We start from the raw sequence: 20969 nt of genomic DNA, 5'->3' as shown, positions 1-20969 counted from the left end.
CTTTGAATACATCAATGGGTTCTACAATCCGCGACGCCGCCATTCAGCACTGGGCTGGAAAAGCCCGGGCGCCTTCGAACGAAAGGTGGCTTAAACGAGCACCAGGGGCGGCACGAAAGCGCGACAGGTCCAAGTGAGACCATAGTCATCGACTTCCGCCCTGAGGATCGTGACCATATGCTTCCGGGCCGACTTTGGTCGTCGAAGGGTCCTGCAGATTTTGGCCAATCACCTTTGGGACGCCGCGTATTTCTTGGACGGATCGACACGAGCATCATTTGGAGCTATCGCCTTCCCTAGGCCATCGTCACCGCCTGTAGTGGCGCGGCGCTCGCGCTGACGGGCGTCGGGTTGCAGGCACTGCTACGCAACCAACTTGCCGATCCTTATCTCGTGGGCCTGTTTGCGGGGGTCTCGACTGGCGCGCTCCTCGTCTTAGGGTATGTCGTGGTCTTGGCCCATGCCGTGAGCGGAAGCGCGGGCGGCGACCGTGCCACACGGGCCGCAGCCGCGATCATCCCAGCGGGCATCGTCGCCTCGCAGATGTTCAACGCGCTGACGGCCTTCACCATCGCCTGCTCCGCCAACGCCGAGCAGGCGCGCGGGATCATGTTCTTGCTGAAGGGCAAACTTTCGGCGTTCGGTGTGAGTACGCGAGGTCATGCGCTCTGGTCTCCCTTGCGGGGGAGGGGGGGGGGGGCGATGTTTCTGCGGTGTCGGACGTGCTTGATCCGGCCGAGATGGCCGTATTCGCCCATCGCGTCTGGCAAACGCTACCGGGCGGTGAAGACCGGCGCGTCCACATAGCCGACCTTGGCCTCTCAGCGGATGCTGCATGTGGTCGTAGCGTCCGCTTCGGCGAAGCTGCACCGCGGTATTGCCATCCCGCCCGAGGTCCGATCACGCCCGGGAGCGACGCCAAGCAAGGGAGACCAAGCGCTTGGCCCTGCAGCGCAGTGAAGACACGGAACGAGCCCATATTGCAAAATGCTGCTGCGTGGCTAAGCTGCTCTGATTATCAGCAAGGCAGGCAGTCACATGCGCATCTTGGCTCCCTTGGAAACACTCGACTATTTCGACAGTCAAACTGTGAGCTTGGCGCGCGAAATCTCGCCTTTGCAGGCGTGGAACCTGATCACGGAAGACCCGCAGCCTCTTTTGAAAATTGCATTCAAGGTACGCGATGCTGTTTCGAGAAAGTTTGGCGTGAAGTCCATTGGCGGGTTCTCAGGCACTTCAACAGATACTGTCAGCGCAGGAGACTACCTGGACTTTTTCTTGGTCGAACACAGCGACGACGACACGTTGGTTCTGACGGAACGAGATCGGCATCTTGATGTGATGACCTGCGTGTCGTCACAAGGAAATGAGATCTCCATCACATCCTCTGTGACCGTGCATAATTTGTTTGGCACAGCCTACATGATACCGGTGGGTATAGCTCACAAGGTGATTGTCAGAAATATGCTGTGTCGACTTCAAAGGAAACTATCTGCGTAAGACTCAAGGTCCGCACTCCCGACCTTTATCTGCGGCAAAAATCTCGATCGTACTTGCAGGTTCAGCGAAGGTCCGGTCAGAGCCCAGTTTGGCGAACGTCGCACCCGGTCCTGGCGGCAGAATGGGCGTGATAGCGGACACTTCCAAGTCGATTGCCAGGAGGCATTGAGACATTCTTCGTTGTCGGGCCTTCGGTCCCTTTTCCAGAGATGCGTAACCACTACTTTGAGACCATGCACAGCGCACTGCATCATCAAATCACCTCTGACGGCATCGAGGCCTTGGCACTCTGCTCGGACCGCAGCTTTCCGTGCCACAGCCATGACGAATTCGGCTTCGGCTATTTGGTTGCGGGCGGTCAGGAAAGCTGGAGCGGGCGGGGGCTCGTCGAGGCTGGACCAGGCGACGTGATCACGGTTAATCCGGCGGAAATCCACGATGGGCGGGGCCAACCCGGCGCGCCGCGCCACTGGCGGATGCTGTTCCTGACGCCAGCGGCGCTCGCCCGCTTCGGGGATGTGGCGGCTGAGACTGTGGAATGGCACAATCCGGTCCTCTCCCATCCCGCAACCCGGATCGTAGTGGCGGGCGCCTTCGCGGCGGTGGTGGAGGAAAGGCCCGATCCCGTGCAGATCGAGGAGGCGCTGCTTGCCGCGATCCGCGCCCTTGCAGGCGAAGCACTGCCCATCGCGGGGCACCGGTGCGGGCCTGTGCCGACCGGGCCGGTCGCGCGTGTGCTCGACATGATCGGTCAGAATTGGGCGGCGCCCTTGTCGCTGAGCGATTTCGCGGACGAGGCGGGGATGAGCCGCTATGGATTCCTGCGTCGCTTCGCCCGTGAGGTGGGCACCACGCCTCATGCCTACCTGACCCAGCACCGGGTGAAACGCGCGCGGGAGGAAATCGCCACGGGCCTGCCGATCGCCGAAGCCGCTCTGGCGGCGGGGTTCGCCGACCAGAGCCACCTGACCCGCGCCTTCGCTCGCCAGTTCGGCCTGCCACCGGGCCGCTTCCGCGCTGCGACCCGCGCCTGAAGGGCAATATTCTTCAAGCCCGCCGGCACTGCGATGCGCTATCTCGCAAGCATCCTAGAACCCATGGCGAGGACGCGATGCACTTTTCCTCTTCTCACATGCGAACGATCTTCCCCGGACGCGCGACGGCCGCGATTGCACAGCGCGCGGTCGATGCTGGTGCCGATGCTACGCCGGCAATCGCGATCATCCAGCACGACGCCGCCCAACGAATTGGGGCTAGCGAGGCGAACTTCCCCGAGACTACGGCTTGGCGCGCCGCCTGTGTGCCGATGGCCTTGAAGCCGATGAAAAATCGCTGCGCCGCCGAGGCGATCTTGCAGTTTCGCAAGGAGGGGAGCCTGTCCGCAATTCATCCGCTCATCGACCGGTGCGATGCCGCTCCGCTTGCCTTAGCCACGCCAGTGGCGGTCTTCGACCTCGACCGGATCACGGGCGATCTGACAGTGCGCGCAGCAGAAGGTCACGAGGGATATCCGGCCTTCTCGGGTGGAACCGAGCAGTCCGAGGCACTGCCGCCCTTGGCGACCGTGACGCAGAAAATGGTGCTCGATCAGCCTGACACCGTTTTTGAATTTTCTCCAGAAAAGGAAGCCTGAGCTATGGATCCCGCCTTCCTTCTGACCTCGATGATCGTGGTTCTCGCGCCTGGCACGGGTGTTCTCTACACCCTCGCCATCGGGCTTTCGCAAGGTGCGCGGGCGAGCGTCATCGCTGCCGCAGGCTGCACGCTCGGGATCCTCCCCGCGATGCTTGCCGCGATCTTTGGGCTCGCAGCGCTGCTGAAGACCAGCGCGATGGCATTTGACGTTTTCAAGATCCTCGGTGCCCTGTACTTGCTCTGGATGGCCTGGTCTGTACTGAGAGAAAAAGGCGCGCTGGAGATCGCACCAGAAGGCGGGGCCCAGCCGATGCCGCGCGTGGCGCTCGCGGGGTTCGCACTCAATATCCTCAACCCCAAGCTCGCGATCTTCTTCCTCGCCTTCTTGCCGCAATTCGTGCCCGCCGGGACCGCGGCGCCGGTCGCGCGGATGCTGGGACACAGTGTGGTCTTCATGGCCATGACCCTTGTCGTCTTCGTGGGCTATGGCGTGTTGGCCGCACAGGTCCGGCACTATGTCGCCTCGCGTCCCGCCGTGATGGCCTGGCTGAAGCGCGGCTTTGCCGGAGCCTTCGTTCTCCTCGCCGCCCGTCTTGCCCTTACCCGGGCATGATCCTCAAGCCCCGGCGCGATCAGAAGAAGACCCCCAATCGACTCCAAAAATTCTGCACTGCCGCAGCGCATTTTGGTCTCAAGCCGCGAAGAGATCAGTCAGGTGAACACGGGCAACCCCGGCCGAATATCACAGGCAGAGGACCGAGACGTTCGTGCAATGCTGTATGCTGCAGTCTACGCAGTGTAGATGGTGACCATGGCAGGGGCGCAGATCAAATTCCTTGGCCTGCGATGGATGCGCATCAAAGGTCGCCGTCGCGCCTTAGTCGCTGTCGCACGAAAGCTGGTTGTCTTACTGTACTGTATGGGGCTCGACGGCACAGAACTCCATCTGGAAAAGACGAGAGGCAAGGCATGAATCCAAAAGCTCCCCAATCGACTTGATGGGATCGTCCAATTCGGACGAGGTCTGTGGGTGAAGGCGAAATTGTTTGCTTCGCAAAATGAAGCGCGTCGGGGAAGCAGGGCTCTCCGCAACCGTTCCGACGCATCCATGCAGCGGTGCCATTCGAACACCAAGACCGACTGCGAAGAGAGGCGTGGCCCGGATAAGCGATCACCGATCACATAAAAGAAGGAAGACGCGCTTGATCCACACATCCAATTGGAGAAGCGGTCGTTCTCCGCAGCTTAAAGAAAAACTCGAACTCCATATTTAAGCGGACGTTCAATCGGGTATCGAGGCCGGCGGCGCCCGTCTGGCCGACACGGAATTCCAGCAGTGTATCGCAAGCACCGATGCCCTCAGCGCTCTCTCAACCCGGTATGCTGACGGCGCGATCGGCCAGGCTGCGTTTATTTGCAGTCGTGCGCAAGCAAGTATCGCCCGTCCAGCCGCTGCGTCGCGTGAAGTCGGTTGTCTGCGTTGCCGACAAATCTTGGGCAGTCCCTTTGACACAACTCCGACAAGTTGAATGAATAAAACCGCGACGGGATCGCTAAATTGGTTTTTGCGGGGAAGGCTTAACAGCAAAGTAAAGTCTCGCCTGTATCTCCACAGCATCGTTTGAGTCTATCGGGAATCCGGGATGCGTGTCGCTGCCACTATGATGTTTTTGATTCTGGGGCCACTGATCGTGGCCCCTGTCTTGGCTCTGACAGGTCGGCCCGATCAAGCAGAAACCGCTTTTCTCGTTATCGGGCCGATGAACGGCCTGCCGGAGATCCTGCGCCGTGCGGGCGGACATTCCATCGGCCCGACGCGCGCCCCACTCGCCCTTCTCGCGGTTGCAGCCACTCAACCTGATAGCTTTCCAGAACGCCTGCGCGCCGAAGGCGCATGGTTGGTAATCGATGGTACAATCGCAGCGCAGCTATGCGGAGTTTAGAATGACAAACACGCCCTCATCTTTGGAAGTTGCCCAAGCTAATGGCTTGCGCTTGATTGGATACCTCAGCCTTCTGATGGTGCCCATTCCTGGGATCGGCGCTTGGCTGGCTGGCTTGGCACCCTGGCCTTATTTCGCGATCTCCATGGCAATTGCCGCTGTCACGTTCAGCCTTCAGCGGCGTGGTGGAAGTACCGGGCGGATGGCGGTCTCACTGGGCGCGATGGGACAGTTGCCACTGCTGACCGCGGCGCTGGCCGGGAACTCGTGGCAGCTCGACTCTCATCTCATCTATTTCGCCGTTCTGGCCGTGCTGGTTATCCTGCAAGACCAGAAAGCGCTCCTTGCCGCGTCAGGGATCGTCGTGCTCCACCATGCGATACTGACCTTTCTTCTGCCGACGCTGATCTATCCAAGCGGTGGCTTTCTGATCGACCTGGGTCGCCTGACGCTTCATGGTACCGTCTGGGTAGCCGAAACTGCGGGCCTGTATTTCCTTCTGCGGACGCAACTCGGCCAGCGTAACCAGATCGAGCAGGAGACTGAAAGACTGTCCGATGCTCTGATGAGCTCCCGGGAACTGGAGTTGAACCTGACCAGAAAGGAAGCGGAACAGTCCAATGTCATGGATCAGTTCAGCAGGGCATTGGCCAAATTGGCGGCAGGAGATCTCACAACGCGGATCGAGACGGACTTTCCGGAGCAGTTCGAAACCCTGCGAACCGAATTCAACACTGCGGTAAACTCGTTGTCTGTCGCCATGGCAAGCGTCCAGGGAAACGCGGACTCGATCAAGACGGACACAAGAAACATTGCGTCGGCATCCGAGAACCTCGCCAAGCGAACAGAGGATCAGGCGAATGCACTGGGGAGTGTGACCTCTCGCATCGACAAGATCAGCGAAGCCATGGCCTCCGCGTCAGAGGATGCAAGCCAGACCGCTTTGACGACAGCCGATACGAGAAACGATGCCGAGAATGGCATGAAAGTGGTCGATGGTGCCCTCGAGGCAATGGAGCAGATCAAAAGTAGCTCAAATCGGATCCAATCGGCCGTCGTTCTGATCGAGGACGTGGCATTGCAAACCAACCTCCTGGCGCTCAACGCCGGCGTGGAGGCTGCGCGTGCAGGGACGGCCGGCCAGGGATTTGCGGTTGTCGCGTCAGAAGTGCGCGCACTTGCCGGTCGATCCTCGGTTGCGGCGCAGGAAATCAGCGCCCTGATCAACGACAGCGCCCGACAGGTTCAAGCGGGTTCCGAACTCGTCGACAAAGCCGGTGCCGTCCTGCGCAAAGTCCTCGACACCGCGCGGACCGCATCCGCCTCCATGGAGAAAATCGCGTCTACTGTTGCAACCCATTCGCAGGGGATCGCGGATTTGAAACTCACCATGGGGGAGCTTGATCGGCTTACGCAGCAGAATGCAGCCATGTTCGAAGAAACATCCGCAGCAACAACTGCCTTGACAGCTGCTACCAATCTGCTCGGCGAAGTCGTGGCGGAGTTTGAGAATGTCGCGGAGCGGGATGAGCCCGCACTGCTTTTCAGCCAGTCCGCATAGATGTCAAACGCAAAGGTCTGACATCGCGACCACTTCATGGAAAAAGCGGCTTCCCTAGAACTTGACATGTTATCCAGCGTAATTCGCGAGCATGGTGAACGGCGCCTTCGAAGATTTTGGTGCATACGCCATCGATAAAGTGCGAAGTCAGCTCTGGGTCGAGAGTGACGAAGGGCTCTGAGGCGCTCTGCATCGACCGCTGCAGCGCCGCAAGTGCGGTATGAGCCTGACCTGCCCGCTGCTGGTTCCTCATTCATAACGAGAGTCTGCAGTTTGGATTTTGGTATTCCGGTCCCGCATCTGGCGCAAGCGCGCCGGGCGCGGAGCCCTCAAATTGCTCAAGCGTCCGGCGCGCTTGCTGCGTCGTCAGGGTCTTCAGCGAGGAATGCGGTCTGACCGCATTGTAGCCGTAGCGCCAGAGGGCCAGCTTTCGCCGTGCGTCGTCCAGGCTGTCGAAGATGTCCTCGTTGAGCAACTCGTCCCGCAGGCTGCCATTGAAGCCTTCGATGAACGCGTTCCGCTGCGGCTTGCCGGGATCGATGTAGTGCCACGGCACCTTGTTCTCGTTGGCCCATTTCAGGATCGTCCGACTGGTGAACTCGGCGCTCCTCTCGGCAGATTTGCTGTGCAAATCGCCTGCAGGGCAGCGGTTGTCGCTGACGATGCAGCCGGGCTTGCCGTAGATCCGGATCAGGGCGCTGAACTCCCGGGCAACCCGTGCGCCGGACAGCCTGGTGTCCGCGACACGGCACAGGCATTCCCGCGTACAATCGTCGATCACCGCCAGCATTCGGAACTTCCACGAGGCGTCGAAGCTGTCGGATACGAAGTCCAATGACCAACGCGCATCGGGATGCGCGGCAACCGGCATCGGCGCGCTCGTGCCGCGCGCTCGTTTCCGGCCGCGCCGCCGTTTCACCTACAGCCCTTCTTCGCGGTAGATACTGTAGAGCTTCTTGTGGTTCATGCTCATGCCCTTGCGTTCCAGCAGCACGCCGATCTGGCGATACCCGAGACCTGTGCCGCGTGCCGGCGATCTCCTGCATTTCCTTGCGGATCTCGGCGCAGTCCGGCGGGCGTTCACGCCGGACTGTCTTGGGATCGACACCGACCAGTCTGCACGCCCGGCGCTGCGAGAGGTCGTGATCCCGCATCACCCGGAGGGCCACGTCTCGCCGCTTCGTCAATGTCGTCAGCTCTTTCCCAGTAGGTCTTTCAACACGACGTTGTCCGGCATGGTGTCCACCAACAAACGCTTGAGCTTGGCATTCTCGTCCTCCAGCGCCTTCAGCCTGGCGGCCTCGGACACATCCATGCCGCCATACTTGGCCTTCAGTTTGCAGAACGTCGCGGTGCTCAGGCTCAGGCCATGCCTGCGGCACACCTCGACCGTCGGCATCCCGGCCTCCTGTTCCTTGATCATCCCGATTATCTGCACCTCGGTGAAACAGCTCTTACGCATGTGTCTGCGCCTCCAAAGTTGGCGCAGGCTCTCCATTAAAGAGAGAAATTTCGCGGGGGGCAGGTCAAGTCCTATGTGGCCGTCGGCCCCAATGCCCACCGCCGCATCCTGTCACTATAAGTCCATAAAGCTCTGCCATTGCCCTTGCCGGACAACTTACCTGCACTCGCCTCTCGCCGGCCGCTTACTGGAAGCGCTCCATTCCCGTTGAAGTAGTGCGTATTGCAAGGTGTTCTCGTAGATAGGCCGGCCGGTATCATCGTTCTGGAAGGAGATGTATTCCAGAAACAGCCCCTCCCGTCGCATCCCCAACCGCTCGCAGAGCTTCTGTGACGGTAGGTTGTGATCTTCGACATAGGCATAGAGGCGTCGAATGTTTTGGGCCTCAAACAAATCAGCAAACAGCGCATGTGCAGCTTCAAACGCATAACCTTGTCCCGAAAACGCAGGATTGAAGTTCCATCCAACCGAGACCGTGTCACCCTCAGCATGTGCGAACAGATCGCCGATCAGCTGGTCGCTGTCCTTGAGGCAAACGGCAATCTGGGCGCCGTCCGCACCGCGCCGGTCGGCCTCGGCCAAGGCGGCATCCGTGTCCCGGAGGGTCAGCGAGAGAAAGCAGCTCGCAACCGGGGATTTCAGGTAAGCCAGCAGTCCGCCGGCATCCTTGCGGCGGAAGTTTCGAAGAACGAGGCGGTCGGTTTCGATCGGTTTCATGGTTTTCACTTTCGGTCTGGAGGTCAATGGTGCATTTCATCGGTGGACTGGCGGTACCCTGACAGCGCGATCCACACGGCCGCCGCCAGTGCCATGATCACGGCCGCCGCGCTGGTCAGCAGGACGGCATGTGTCTGGCTGAAGGCCGCCTTGCCTGCGGCAATCAGCGTCGCGCCTTGGTCCTTCGACAGCCCCGCGGCGACAATGTAGACGTCACCGATGCTGCGGGATGCAGCGTCGGCCAAATCGGAGGGTAGATCTGCCGGAATTTCGATCGCGCCTGCGAAGGTGCTGGCCATGAAGACGCCGAACACGGTGATGCCGAGACCCGTGCCCAGCTCGTATCCGGTTGCCTCCAGCGAGCCTGCCGCGCCGCCTTTCTCTGCCTCGACGGCGCCCATGATCGCGATCGAGGATGCGGTCAGCCCGATGCTGAGCGTAAGGCCCAACAGGGCAAGCGTCGCGGGCACATGCCAGCCGGGAGCGTGAAAATTCTGATGCGCCAGTAACAGCAGCGACAGCGCCGCCATAGCGAGCGACAGGGCCGCCACCAGGCGCAGACCGAAGCGATTGGACAGCCAGCCCGCGACCGGTCCTCCCACAGCCGCTGCCGCCATGATCGGCACCATGAACAGTCCGGCCTCGAGCGGCGTTTTGCCCAGAACGTATTGCAGCTCCTGCGCCAGGGTCAGCTCGACCCCGGCCAACGCACCGGAGGCCACCAGCGCCATCATCAGCCCCGCCACAATGGCGGGACGCGACAGCAGCGACAGGTCCAGCATCGGCGCCGCCGCGCGCAGCTGCTGGCGCACGAAAACCACAAGAAGGGCCGCGCCCCCCGCAAGCACGACGCCCGTCACCACGGGCGGATGTTTGGCGCCGAAGCCCGCCTTGATGCCATAGACCACCGCGATCATCCCCGCGATCAGCAGCAGCGCCTGGCCGAGGGGCCAGGGACCCGGGGTCACGCGCTCGGCCAGGGGCAGCAGCAGATAGCAGGCCGGGGCTACGACCAGCATCACGGGCACGTTGATGAGAAAGACCGACCCCCACCAGAAATGCTCCAGCAGCGCGCCGCCGATCACGGGACCCATGGCTGCGCCCGCGGCCCCGACTGTCCCCCAGAGGCCGAGCGCCATGGCCCGTTCACCCGGATCCTCGAAGGTTTTGCGGATCAGTCCCAGCACACAGGGCATGATCATCGCCCCGCCAAGCGCCAGCACCACGCGCGCGGCGATCAGCTGGGCCGGGCTTTGCGCGAAGGCTGCGAAGGCCGAGGCAGCGGCGAAAACGACCAGCCCACCCAGCAGGATTCGTCGGTTGCCGACCCGGTCCGACAGCGTGCCCATCGGCACGAGCAACCCCGCCATCAGCAGCGGATAGATGTCGATGATCCACAGCACCTCCGTCGACGAGGCACTCAGTGCTTGCGTCAGGCTGGGCACCGCGACATGCAGGATGGTCATGTCCAACACAACCGGGAGGAAGGCTAGCATCACCGCCAGCAGGACCAGCCAGCGCTTGGGATTGGGATGTGGGGTGGTCATGGTGCGCCTGTTGATTCTTTGGACAGAAGTTGATTTAAATACGTACGTATGGATTTCAATGGGGAAGGGAAGCGATGGGCCGGACGGCGAAAATCACCCGCGACGGGCTGCTGAACGTGGCAGAGGGCATCGTGCGCAGCCGTGGCGGGGCTGCACTGACCATCGGAGCGCTGGCGCAGGCGGCGGGCGTGTCCAAAGGCGGGGTGCAATATTCCTTCGCCAGCAAGGATGCGATCGTGCGTGCGCTGATTGACCGCTGGACCGCGCAGTTCGACGATCTGCTGGGCGACCCACCGCCCGAGGACCCGGTGCGCTTCGTGCGGCGCTACATCGCGGCGACACGCGCCTCGCAGCAGGCGCTGAACGCCAAAATGGCGGCGCTGCTGGTCAGCTATCTGGAGGATCCGGCCAACATGCGGGAGACCCGTGACTGGTATCGTGGGATCTTCGCACGCCTGTCCGGCGATGGCCCAGAATCCCGCGCCGCCCGGGTGACCTTCTTGGCGGTCGAGGGCCTGTTTCTGATGCGGATTAACGGCTTGGACGATGAGAACAGCTGGGCGGAATTGCTGGACGACGTTGAGGAGATCTTGCAGACGTTGGTTGGAACACCAGAAAAGTGAACCGTGCCGATATGATCAAATATACCTGTCCTTTCCGATGACACCGTTGGCAGTCATCAGGCAGGTCGAAGGCTGTTCCAGTTCTCTCCGGCGTCGGCAGTGATGACAAGGATAATCGAACGGCAGCTTACTGTTCGCAACCTGCTGACCTTCGCCCACCAGGCCATACTGCATGGTTCCGCGAATAACCTGTGTGGATGGCTCCCGCAGCGACGGGCTGCCCTGGGAGGGGAGGCAGAGGGCCGATGATGACGTTTTTGCGCAAATCGGAGGGAGGGATTTCCTTAGCGAATCCTGATGGTTAGGTCGGGCGTAAGCCTAAGTCCACACCCCACACACTACTGCACGACGAACTGGTCGACCTACAACGCATCGCTCAGGCAGCGGGGCGCGCGCTCAGTCTTTTTTGACCCGGACATGGAGTAGAGTTCGGAGAAGTCAGGCAAACGGGGAGGACCCGAAACCTTCTCGGATACGGTGATCCAAACCTGCCTGACGCTCAAGGGTGAAGAGCGTCCCGGAATTGATCCAGTGGATCAATGTAGCCTGGAACGGTCGAAGCCCCGGGCTTTTCGGACTTCCGCTCCGCCAGACGGTGGGACTTGTCTAGAGCTTGATCCTGATGGCCCGACGCGATTGGCCGGTTCCGGGTTTTTCGACCTTGTGCCGTCGCCAAGTACGGCTCGCGGTGCAGATCCTGTATTGCGCCTCCGGTCAGCCGCTGAACCTTTTGATCCCCTCTCGTGACATTGCTTCGCAGTGCACTGCCGGGCAATGGATAGCACCTTTATCAAGTTCCGTGCCGAGGGTGAGTGGCTGATCCGCAAGCATGCAGCCTCGCGCCGCAGGCAGTGGCGGAAGGTGCATCTCGCCATGGACCCAGGCACGGGAGACGTCCGCGCTGTCGAGTTCACGTCCAGCCGTCAGGGCGACAACCCGCCGCTGCCAGAATTGTTGTCCCAGATCCCGCCCGACGAACTATCGATACCGTCACCGCCGAAGGTGACCATGACACGCAACGGTGTCATGGGGCGATTTTCGAACGAGGGGCCCATGCGATCAGACCCATCCGTCTAAGCGAACGCGCTTGGAAGGCAGACTGTCCCGCGATCATTGCGCGGAACGGAATTCTGCGTGCAACCGGGCACGTGGTCCGGGCGCTCCGGAAGAAATGGGCGCGATACCATGTTCGCAGCAGGGGAGGGGACAGGATGAACTGCCTGCAGCGCTTGGGGAGCGGATCCTGTCACCGGCCCCCGAGCGCCGAACCGTCGAAACTCACATCCGCATCGCACTCATGAATACCTTCCGGGCCCTCGGCAGGGCCGAGATCGAAGCCGTCGCCTGAACTCAGGTGGGAAGGGCAAACTCATCCTCCAACCTGATTTGCGAAACAACGCTGTCTGACACTTTCAACCGCGAGATCGGCACGTTGGAGAGCCGGCCTTCCTTGCGGAAGCTGTCGATCATGCCTTGCCCCTACCACGGGGGGGAGGGGATGATTCGCTGCTTAGGCTCTTCGGTGGTGAGCCAAGTTTCGGGAAAGTTCGGCTTGGAGAACCGGCGTCCGGCCCAGGGATGCTTGGAGTAGCGTTGGCGGTTCCAGACGGGCTGGCCGATGTATAATTCGTTGTTTGGGACCCCTGTGCCGCGCGCGAGGTGCCCGTAAATCATGTCGGCCTTCCAGTGACCGATGCCTTCGCCGCGTAAGCGTGGGGCGTCTCCGGAGGACCCAAGAGCAGAGAGTGTCCGAGATCGCGGAGATCAATGCCGCGGCTAAGGCCGTTCTCGAAATTGTCCGCGCCTTTTCGCAAGCCCAGCGAGAACGGACCGCGAAGATCCGACGCAAGCTGACCGCTAAGATCATTGTGCTCAATCCGCGCATGAAGGGCCTCTCGAGTTGATCACGGCCAAGCCTGGGCGGTGATATAAAAACCGGCACCCCAGGCCTTATGTGGCTTTCTCCCTCGAAGGGGATCAATGTGGCCAGCCGCCGCAACGCCGAAATCGTGTCACACTACGGCGCAAATCCGAAAACCCTCAGGGAAGCGAAAGGTCTGGTCTCAGAAAAACTCGGGATGCTGCGATTTGATTTTTTCAACGCTCGCAAGCGTGCCCGTCAGATGACCGCGAACCTCGGACTCGACCGTTGCCGTGTCGCCAGACGCAATCGCATCGAGAATGCGTCGATGGTACGCTAGGATCTCGCTCGCCTTGCCCGGATCGGGCAGGTTCAGGTTCCTGAGACGGTCGATGTGGCCCGACCTTTCGGTGACGAGATCCCAGAGATCGGGTACGTCAGCTGCTTCGAAAAGGGCGCGGTGAAAGGCTCGATCATCGACAACAAAGCGCTCCAGGTCGCCCGCCTCCCAAGCCTGCTTCTGCCTGATCAGCGCGTTCTCGGCCGCACCCAGGAGGTCGCGGCTCCGCGCAGACGTCAGCTGGCGCGTGACTTGTATTTCAAGCGAAAGCCGGAGGAATTGAGTTTCCCGTGCGTTATCGATGTCTATTTTCGACACTTCCGTTTTCGACTGAGGGTAGATGTAGAGCAGTCCTTCCTCTTCGAGGCGCATCATCGCGTCGCGCACCGGTGTCTGGCTGACCCCATAGAAGCCCGCGATCTCGGTGCGGGATAGATTCTCGCCCGGTGCGAGATCAAGTTTGATGATGCGTTCGCGCAGGGCGTCCCGAATCTGCTGACTGGCAGAGCTCTTGCGAAGCTTTCCGTTACGGTTTGACGCTTTTCCCAATGTGACGACTGCCAGCGAAGACATTATTCCCCCGGTTTTTCAGTGACGTTGCCGGAGATACCGGCCAATGCACTCAACCATATAAGACGTTATTGCCAAAGATACACTAATATATTAGTACATTTGTTGAGCAGGGGGAGCTCTGCGCGATTCCATGGGAGGAACATCATGAAACTTTCGAAAGCTGCCTTGCTGGCCGCAACCGCTTTGGGCTGTGCATCCGGCGCGCAGGCCGAAACCCTCAACATTCAGACCTCTTTCAACGCGGGCGATTTCTCGACCCAGTACATTACCGAGACATGGCTGCCGAAAATCGACGAGCGTACCGAAGGACGCATCCAGATCGTTTTGACGCCAAATGGCTCTGTCGTGCCTGCAAAAGAGACGCTCGATGCGGTGGCTGCGGGAGTTCTTGACGGCGACTTCACCTCGGTTAACTATTTCGCGGGGCTCGAACCTGCCTATGCGATCATGGGCGACCTGATCTCCGGATACGACACGCCCGAACAGATGCTGGGCTTCTGCAAGGACGGTGGCGGGGAGGCCATGATGCAGAAGGCGGCGGATGCCGTGACAGGCGGCGAAGTCACCGTGGTGGCTTGTGGTCCTTACTCGCGCGAGGCTCTGGTGGCCCGGACCCCGATCCGCACCTTCGAAGACCTCGCGGGCAAGAAAATCCGTTCACCGGAGGGATTGGCCGCGGCCGTGTTCTCGGCAGCCGGTGCTTCGCCCGTTTCGATCCCCTTTTCCGAAGTCTTCGGCGCACTTGAAAAGGGCATCGTGGATGCAGCGGACGCCTCTGCCTACGTAAACAACGACGCCACCGGCCTGCAGGACGTCGCGCCTTTTCCGCTCTATCCCGGCATCCATTCGATGCCGTCGATGCAGTTGACTGTAAACACCGCCAAGTGGGAGGCCCTGTCCGAGGAAGACCAGACCGCTCTGCGGGAATGGTGGTACGAGGCGATGTACGCCATGGCCGCAGAGGTGTCGAAGCTGGACGCCGAGATCGCCGAGCGTGACGATGCGACCGACGACATCGAGGTGATCGACTGGGCGCAGGAAGATCGCGACCAGCTGCGTGTCGTCGCCCGGGAGCAGTGGGAAGACTACGCCCAGAAATCAGAACTGGCGCAGGAGGCTCTCGCGGCGCACATCGCCTACATGACAGAAATCGGTCTGTTCAAATAAGCCTCCACTTCGGGTGACGCACCGTCCGCGCGGCCGGTGCGTCACATCCTTGCCATTCCACTGCCGGGGGTATGCGATGAAACGCATCTTCGCGGGCTATGCCGATGCGATGGACAGCTTTAGCGTCTTCGTCGGCCAAGCCTGTTCTGTTCTCTTTTTCGCCTGTATCGCGATCTCTGCCGCCGAAGTGGTGCTGCGTTACGGGTTTAACGCACCGACGCTCTGGTCAACCGAGCTTGCCATGACCCTGTGTGCCAGCGCCTGGGTGCTGTCGGTGGGCTATGTCACGCAGCGCCACCGGCATATCTCGATCACCATGCTGGAGTTGATCGTCGGAGAACGCGTCTGGCGCAAGTTCCGCCTGATCCAGATGCTGATCGCCACAGGTGCGCTCTTTGTGCTGACCATGGCACTTTACCATCCCGCGGCCAAGGTCATGGGGCGGACCGAATATTCGGGCACTGCGATGAACTCGCCGCAGCCGACATACCTCAAGATTTTGCTCTTCGTGGGCTGCATCTTCTACATCCTGCAATTGCTGGCCAACATCATTCGCTGGTTCCAGCACACCGAAGGGGACGTGACCGGTGGGCATTGAAATCATTACCCTGCTGATCGTCATTTCCCTCCTGGGGCTGATGGCGCTTGGCGTACCGCTTGGCATCACGACGCTGACCGTGTCGCTGGCGACGGCGATCCTGTACTTCGGCGAACGCGCCGGGTTCTTCATCGTTGCGGCCAACGTCGGCGAGGTGCTCCACAAGTACGAGCTGATCGCGGTTCCGTTCTTCGTATTCATGGCGAACGTGCTCGAACGATCCGGGATCGCAAAGTCGATGTTCGATTCCATGGCGATCATGGGTGGGCGGTTCCGAGGGTCGGTTGGGGTCCAGACCACATTTGTTGCGGTCCTTCTTGCGGCGATGTCGGGGATCATGGGCGGTGAAATCGTGATGCTGGGCCTGATCGCTTTGCCGCAAATGATGCGCCTGGGATATGATCGCAAGCTTGCCATCGGGATCATCTGTGCGGCCGGTGCGCTGGCAACGCTGATCCCACCTTCGGTCGTGCTGATCATCTATGGCTTGGCGGCACAGGTATCCATCACCAAACTCTTCGCAGCTTCCGCAGTGCCCGGCATGCTGCTGGCATCGCTTTACATCGGATACATCCTGATCCGGGTGCGTCTGAACCCGGAAATGGCGCCGATCTACGACGTGCCCGAAACTGGCCTGCCGTTCTTCAAGCGCCTCAAGTTCCTCAAGGGCATCATTTTGCCGGCCCTGCTGATCGGCACGGTTCTGGGAGTGATCTATTCCGGGGTCGCCACCGTGACCGAGGCCGCCGCCATTGGGGCCGTCGGCGCGCTGGTCGTGGCCGCATCGCGCCGGGAATTGACGTGGACCATGGCCCGCGATGCCATGCGCCAGACGGTGCTGACCGTCGGGTCAATCATCTGGCTGGTGATCGGGGCCGTGTCGCTGATCGGGATCTACAACCGCATCGGCGGGGGGGAGTTCCTGCGCGGTGTTCTGACTTCGCTCGATGTCGGCCCAATCTGGGTGATCGTGGTGATGATGCTGATCGTGATGGTGCTGGGCACCTTCCTTGAATGGATCGCGATCATCTTCATCACGGTGCCGATCTTTGCCCCGGTGGTGATCGACCTGGGTTTTGACCCGATTTGGTTTGGCGTGCTCTTTGCGATGAACATCCAGATGTACTACCTGTCGCCACCGTTCGGACCGGCGTGTTTCTTTCTGAAATCGGTCGCCCCCAAGGAAATCCAGTTGCAGGAGATCTTTGTCGCGGTCTTGCCCTTCATCGCCCTTCAGGCCGTCGGCTTGTTCCTCGTGCTCGCGTTCCCGCAGATCGCCCTGTGGCTGCCGTCGATGCTGGATTGAGAAAGGAAAACAAAATGAACCAAGACGATCTCACCAAGCAGGACGAGGATCTTTCGGCCACCGAGTTCGATGGCGAGGAACGCGCGGATCACCACGATTTCGGCAGCTGGCCCGAGATCGCGGGGCTGATCTTTACGATCCTTGTAACCTGGCTCATTTTCCAGTTCCGGGGATAGGATCATGACAAGCAAGAAACCCCGCAAGACCCCGCAGGACCTGCGTTCGGCGCGCTGGTTTGCACCGGACGACCTGCGCTCCTTTGGCCACCGATCGCGGATGATGCAGCTGGGCTACGCCGAGGAGGATTTCCGCGACAAGCCCATCATCGGCGTGCTGCACACCTGGTCCGAGCTTAACACCTGTCACAGCCATTTTCCTGAGCGGATCAAGGATGTGAAACGCGGTGTCACCCAGGCCGGGGGCTTTGCCGTCGAAATGCCGGCCCTGTCGGTGGACGAGAGCTTTACCAAGCCGACGTCGATGCTCTACCGCAACATGCTGGCGATGGAGGTTGAGGAAATGATCCGCTCGCATCCGCTGGACGGCGTGGTGCTGATGGGTGGCTGCGACAAGACCACCCCGGGTCTGGTCATGGGCGCCACGTCGGCGGGCGTGCCCATGATCTTTCTGCCTGCCGGGCCGATGCTGCGCGGTAATTATGCGGGCAAGATCCTCGGCTCCGGCTCGGATGCGTGGAAATACTGGGACGAAAGGCGCGCCGGCAACATCTCGGATCAGGAATGGCTGGGCGTGCAGGGCGGCATCGCGCGGTCTGCTGGCACCTGCATGACCATGGGCACTGCCGCGACGATGATGTCGATCGCCGATGCCATGGGCCTGACCATGTCCGGTGCATCGTCGATCCCCGCAGTCGACAGCAATCACCAGCGCATGTCTGCCGCCTGCGGTCGGCGCATCGTGGATATGGTCTGGGAGGATGCGACCCCTGACACGATCATCACCGACGCATCGGTTCGCAACGCGGCCATGGTCGCCATGGCCACGGGCTGTTCGACCAACGCGGTTGTGCACCTCATCGCGATGGCCCGTCGCGCGGGGGTGGCCCTGACACTCGATGACCTTGACGCCTTGGGGCGCAATACGCCGCTGATCGCCAATGTCCGGCCATCGGGCAGGGACTACCTGATGGAGGATTTTTATTACGCCGGCGGTCTGCGCGCGCTGATGAAACAGATGGAGGCGCGGCTCGACACCTCCTGCGTGACCGTGACCGGCAAAACCGTGGGCGAAAACCTCGAAGGGGCCGAGGTCTACAACGATGACGTGATCCGACCGCTTTCAAACCCGGTCTATCACGAAGGGTCGCTCGCGGTGCTCAAGGGCAACCTCTGCCCGCAGGGCGCGGTGATCAAACCCGCCGCCTGCGATCCGAAATACTACACCCATGAAGGCCCGGCGCTGGTATTCGACAGCTATCCCGAAATGAAGGCGGCAGTGGATGACGAGACGCTCGACATCACGCCCGATCATGTCATGGTCTTGCGCAATGCGGGGCCGTTGGGCGGGCCCGGTTTTCCGGAATGGGGCATGCTGCCGATCCCCAAGGCTTTGATAAAGCAGGGGTACCGCGACCTGTTGCGCATCTCGGACGCGCGCATGTCGGGCACCTCCTACGGCGCCTGCGTGCTGCACGTCACGCCCGAAAGCTATGTCGGCGGGCCCTTGGCGCTGTTGAAAACCGGCGACACAATCCGGCTGGATCTGGCAAAGCGGTCGCTCGACATGCTCGTGTCCGAAGAAGAGCTGGAGGCGCGCGGCAAAGCGCTCAAGCTACCTGAACCCCGCTTCGAGCGCGGTTACGGCTACATGTTTTCGAAACATGTCACGCAGGCCGACGAGGGCTGTGACTTCGATTTCCTGCAAACCGATTTCGGCAAGACAGCCGGCGAACCAGATATCTTCTAAGGGACTTAAACCATGACCGACTACGTCCTCTCCGATGCGACCCGAGAGAAGCTCAAACGCATCTCGACCGCGTCTATCGCCACCCAGCTCTACAAGCGCGGCCTGCGCAACCAGTTCATCCAGGGCGTCGCTCCGCTGTCCGACAAGGCCGAAAATATGGTCGGGCAAGCCTTTACGCTGCGCTACATCGCGGCCCGTGAAGACCGCAATCAGCTCGAGGTGTTCCGCAACGCTGACCATCCGCAACGCATCGCGGTTGAAACCTGTCCGCCGGGGCAGATCCTGGTGATGGACGCGCGGGGAGATGCCTCCGCCGCGACCGCGGGGTCGATCCTTGTCACGCGGCTGGCCGTGCGTGGCTGCGCCGGTGTCGTCTCCGACGGCGGGTTTCGCGATGCGAAAGGGATCGGCAAGCTGGACATGCCCGCCTATTGCGCAGGGGCCTCCGCGCCGACGAACCTGACCAAGCACGAGGCGCTCGACATCAACGTGCCGGTCACCTGCGGTGGCGCGCCTGTCTTCCCTGGTGACGTGCTCGTGGGCGACGGCGACGGTGTCATGGTGATCCCGGCGCATCTCGCGGATGAAATTGCCGAGGTCTGCTCTGGCATGGAAAGTTTCGAGGATTTCGTGCTCGAAGAGGTCATAAATGGTGCGCCGATTATCGGGCTCTATCCCTGCACCAAGGACGAAAACATGCAGAAATTCGAAGAATGGCGACAGAAGAACGGGCGCTAACCAATTGACAGTTTTTGGTTTTACCTGAAGTGCAGGACATTCAAAATCGCTGAAGGACATCTACTCCTTTCGGCAAACATCTTGTTGGGAGCCACTGAGCCGCTACAATGGCCATCTCCGCGCCCCCTTCGGCTATGCTCCCGGGGGCGCGTTCAAGTTGCGCCATTGAGCTATGACGGCTTGATCCTCAAAGACTGATAGAGACAGGGTTTTGCGCGGATCGGTCAGGCTCTGGAACCATTCGACCGAGATGGGCCTCGGTCCAGCGCTGCACGGATGACGCTACCTTTGAGCCTGTGGGTTTGCCCCAGCATAACGTCCAAGAGCATCCTTCTCAGTTCAAGGGTTCGGCCAAGGCTTTGGCGTAGGCGCTTCGCATTGCCGAGATAAAAGCGGTGACCGGGCTGCGCTCCGGGCGGTTTGCCATCTGGGCCACCGCCAGTTCCAGTTCGAGCGGCTCGGCCAAGGGAAGCATCCGCATGCCTGAGCCACGCAGAGTGCGGACCGAAAGCCGATCGACAACCGTGCAAAGACCCGCGCCACGTGCAAGGCCGACCGAGAAGGGGATGCTCAACGCCGTCAGACGGCGCCGGGGTTCAATACCGCGCCGGGCAAGCTCGGCCTCGACCCGCGCCCCCAGCGGCGCATGGATATTGTGGTTGACGTAATCGCAGCCCTGCAGCCAGGCGAGATCGAAGACCTCTTCGCCGGCGCGGGGATGATCCGGCGGAACAACCGCAACGAGCGGCATAAGCCCGATGATCCACTGCCGCAGCTCGGGTCGGTCCCCCCAGGCGCCCCCGACGACAAGATCAGTCGACCCTTCCTGCAGCGACGGCAGCTGATTGCTCTGCCGTCCTCCGTCCAGGACGACCTCAAGGTCTGGAAACTGCCCGTGTAGCTTTCCGATAGCGTCGGGAAGCACCGCGTTGGCAAGCGCCGCCGTGGCCATGATGCGCAAAGCTTCCTGTTTACCGCGGCGGATCGAGTCCACTGACTGCTCGACCTGGCCCAGCCGTTCGAACAGGCCTCCGCTTTCCGCATAAAGCCTCTGAGCCTCCCAAGTGGGTTCAAGCCGCCCGGACACGTTGCGAAACAGCAGCAGCCCCAGTTCGTCCTCGAATATCTGGACATGGCGGCTGACCGTGGGTTGCGAAAGGCGGATGACACGCGCCGCCGCACTGACGCTGCCGGTTTCGAAAACCGTCCGGAACACCTGAAGCCGGTGCAGGTTGATGCCATTCATATGCTTTGCCCGATCCTCCGAAGCGCCCACTTTTTCATCACGCCGGCAATTGCAACTGCAGCGACCCCGGTGGCGAACGGGCCGCATGCGGTGAGATGAAGCCCGCGCGATTACAATTTCTTGTTACAATTCGGGAAAGACCATACGCCAAATGCATAGCGTGGCCAATATTTATCGTATTGCCTATAAGGCCCGGCATCAGTTGTGTTCCTCAAAAGGAGACATT

At 60.9% G+C, this 20969-nt stretch carries 19 protein-coding genes and 2 pseudogenes; 16 read left to right on the top strand and 5 right to left on the bottom strand.

Annotated elements, in window-relative coordinates; all coding sequences use genetic code 11:
• The first annotated feature begins 351 nt into the window (after positions 1-351).
• The 7 genes from GGQ68_RS10455 (at position 352) to GGQ68_RS10425 (ending at position 6639) form a co-directional block, all read left to right on the top strand.
• Positions 352-807 carry an iron chelate uptake ABC transporter family permease subunit gene (locus GGQ68_RS10455; protein ID WP_246429323.1) on the top strand — a complete coding sequence of 152 codons (456 nt, stop codon included), beginning with the start codon at positions 352-354 and terminating at the stop codon, positions 805-807.
• A gap of 231 nt (positions 808-1038) precedes the next feature.
• Complete coding sequence (locus GGQ68_RS10450) at positions 1039-1500, top strand: DUF2867 domain-containing protein (RefSeq protein WP_183965704.1); 462 nt, start codon at positions 1039-1041, stop codon at positions 1498-1500.
• Positions 1501-1733: 233 nt separating this feature from the next.
• Positions 1734-2534 (top strand): AraC family transcriptional regulator, encoded by an 801-nt coding sequence (locus tag GGQ68_RS10445; protein ID WP_183965702.1) that lies wholly within the window; start codon positions 1734-1736, stop codon positions 2532-2534.
• Positions 2535-2611: 77 nt separating this feature from the next.
• Positions 2612-3133 (top strand): phenylalanine--tRNA ligase beta subunit-related protein, encoded by a 522-nt coding sequence (locus tag GGQ68_RS10440; protein ID WP_183965700.1) that lies wholly within the window; start codon positions 2612-2614, stop codon positions 3131-3133.
• A 3-nt stretch (positions 3134-3136) separates the two neighbouring features.
• A complete protein-coding gene (locus GGQ68_RS10435; RefSeq protein ID WP_183965698.1) occupies positions 3137-3748 on the top strand; it encodes a LysE family translocator in 612 nt (203 codons plus the stop codon).
• A gap of 1030 nt (positions 3749-4778) precedes the next feature.
• Positions 4779-5078, top strand: coding sequence for a hypothetical protein (locus tag GGQ68_RS10430; RefSeq protein WP_183965696.1), 300 nt, complete (start codon positions 4779-4781; stop codon positions 5076-5078).
• Between the two features lies 1 nt (position 5079).
• Positions 5080-6639, top strand: coding sequence for a methyl-accepting chemotaxis protein (locus GGQ68_RS10425; protein ID WP_183965694.1), 1560 nt, complete (start codon positions 5080-5082; stop codon positions 6637-6639).
• A 253-nt stretch (positions 6640-6892) separates the two neighbouring features.
• Here GGQ68_RS10425 and GGQ68_RS10420 read toward each other — a convergent pair.
• From GGQ68_RS10420 to GGQ68_RS10410, 3 genes and pseudogenes are all read right to left on the bottom strand, one after another.
• A pseudogene (locus GGQ68_RS10420) lies at positions 6893-8101 on the bottom strand (IS3 family transposase).
• A gap of 156 nt (positions 8102-8257) precedes the next feature.
• Positions 8258-8818 (bottom strand): GNAT family N-acetyltransferase, encoded by a 561-nt coding sequence (locus GGQ68_RS10415; protein WP_183965692.1) that lies wholly within the window; start codon positions 8816-8818, stop codon positions 8258-8260.
• A 23-nt stretch (positions 8819-8841) separates the two neighbouring features.
• The gene (locus GGQ68_RS10410) at positions 8842-10365 is read right to left on the bottom strand and encodes an MFS transporter (protein ID WP_183965690.1); all 1524 of its coding nucleotides are present in this window, start codon (positions 10363-10365) and stop codon (positions 8842-8844) included.
• A gap of 74 nt (positions 10366-10439) precedes the next feature.
• Between GGQ68_RS10410 and GGQ68_RS10405 the strand changes: the two genes are divergently transcribed.
• From GGQ68_RS10405 to GGQ68_RS10395, 3 genes and pseudogenes are all read left to right on the top strand, one after another.
• The gene (locus GGQ68_RS10405; RefSeq protein ID WP_183965688.1) at positions 10440-10988 is read left to right on the top strand and encodes a TetR/AcrR family transcriptional regulator; all 549 of its coding nucleotides are present in this window, start codon (positions 10440-10442) and stop codon (positions 10986-10988) included.
• A 297-nt stretch (positions 10989-11285) separates the two neighbouring features.
• Positions 11286-12336, top strand: a pseudogene (locus GGQ68_RS10400) (IS5 family transposase).
• A gap of 397 nt (positions 12337-12733) precedes the next feature.
• The gene (locus GGQ68_RS10395; protein ID WP_183965686.1) at positions 12734-12892 is read left to right on the top strand and encodes a hypothetical protein; all 159 of its coding nucleotides are present in this window, start codon (positions 12734-12736) and stop codon (positions 12890-12892) included.
• A gap of 159 nt (positions 12893-13051) precedes the next feature.
• Here GGQ68_RS10395 and GGQ68_RS10390 read toward each other — a convergent pair whose 3' ends face one another.
• Positions 13052-13762 carry a GntR family transcriptional regulator gene (locus tag GGQ68_RS10390; RefSeq protein ID WP_183965684.1) on the bottom strand — a complete coding sequence of 237 codons (711 nt, stop codon included), beginning with the start codon at positions 13760-13762 and terminating at the stop codon, positions 13052-13054.
• A 144-nt stretch (positions 13763-13906) separates the two neighbouring features.
• Between GGQ68_RS10390 and dctP the strand changes: the two genes are divergently transcribed.
• The 6 genes from dctP (at position 13907) to GGQ68_RS10360 (ending at position 19497) form a co-directional block, all read left to right on the top strand.
• The gene (dctP, locus tag GGQ68_RS10385; RefSeq protein ID WP_183965682.1) at positions 13907-14929 is read left to right on the top strand and encodes a TRAP transporter substrate-binding protein DctP; all 1023 of its coding nucleotides are present in this window, start codon (positions 13907-13909) and stop codon (positions 14927-14929) included.
• 76 nt (positions 14930-15005) lie between these two features.
• Entirely contained in the window at positions 15006-15527 is a 522-nt protein-coding gene (locus tag GGQ68_RS10380; protein ID WP_183965680.1) for a TRAP transporter small permease subunit, read from the top strand.
• The gene (locus GGQ68_RS10375) at positions 15517-16833 is read left to right on the top strand and encodes a TRAP transporter large permease subunit (protein ID WP_183965677.1); all 1317 of its coding nucleotides are present in this window, start codon (positions 15517-15519) and stop codon (positions 16831-16833) included. Before GGQ68_RS10380 ends, GGQ68_RS10375 begins: the two co-directional genes overlap by 11 nt.
• Before the next feature lie 14 nt (positions 16834-16847).
• Positions 16848-17009 carry a hypothetical protein gene (locus GGQ68_RS10370; RefSeq protein WP_183965675.1) on the top strand — a complete coding sequence of 54 codons (162 nt, stop codon included), beginning with the start codon at positions 16848-16850 and terminating at the stop codon, positions 17007-17009.
• A gap of 4 nt (positions 17010-17013) precedes the next feature.
• Positions 17014-18759: an L-arabinonate dehydratase gene (gene araD / locus GGQ68_RS10365; protein WP_183965673.1), complete on the top strand. Its 1746-nt coding sequence runs from the start codon at positions 17014-17016 to the stop codon at positions 18757-18759.
• Positions 18760-18771: 12 nt separating this feature from the next.
• Entirely contained in the window at positions 18772-19497 is a 726-nt protein-coding gene (locus tag GGQ68_RS10360) for a ribonuclease activity regulator RraA (RefSeq protein ID WP_183965671.1), read from the top strand.
• 334 nt (positions 19498-19831) lie between these two features.
• Here the strand turns inward: GGQ68_RS10360 and GGQ68_RS10355 are convergent, their stop codons facing one another.
• Entirely contained in the window at positions 19832-20743 is a 912-nt protein-coding gene (locus GGQ68_RS10355) for a LysR family transcriptional regulator (protein ID WP_183965669.1), read from the bottom strand.
• Between the last annotated feature and the right edge of the window lie 226 nt (positions 20744-20969).

Source organism: Sagittula marina (assembly GCF_014196795.1).
Taxonomy (GTDB): Bacteria; Pseudomonadota; Alphaproteobacteria; order Rhodobacterales; family Rhodobacteraceae; genus Sagittula; species Sagittula marina.
The sequence above is the reverse complement of the archived record's forward strand: the minus strand, read 5'-3'. Positions and strand labels throughout refer to the sequence as shown.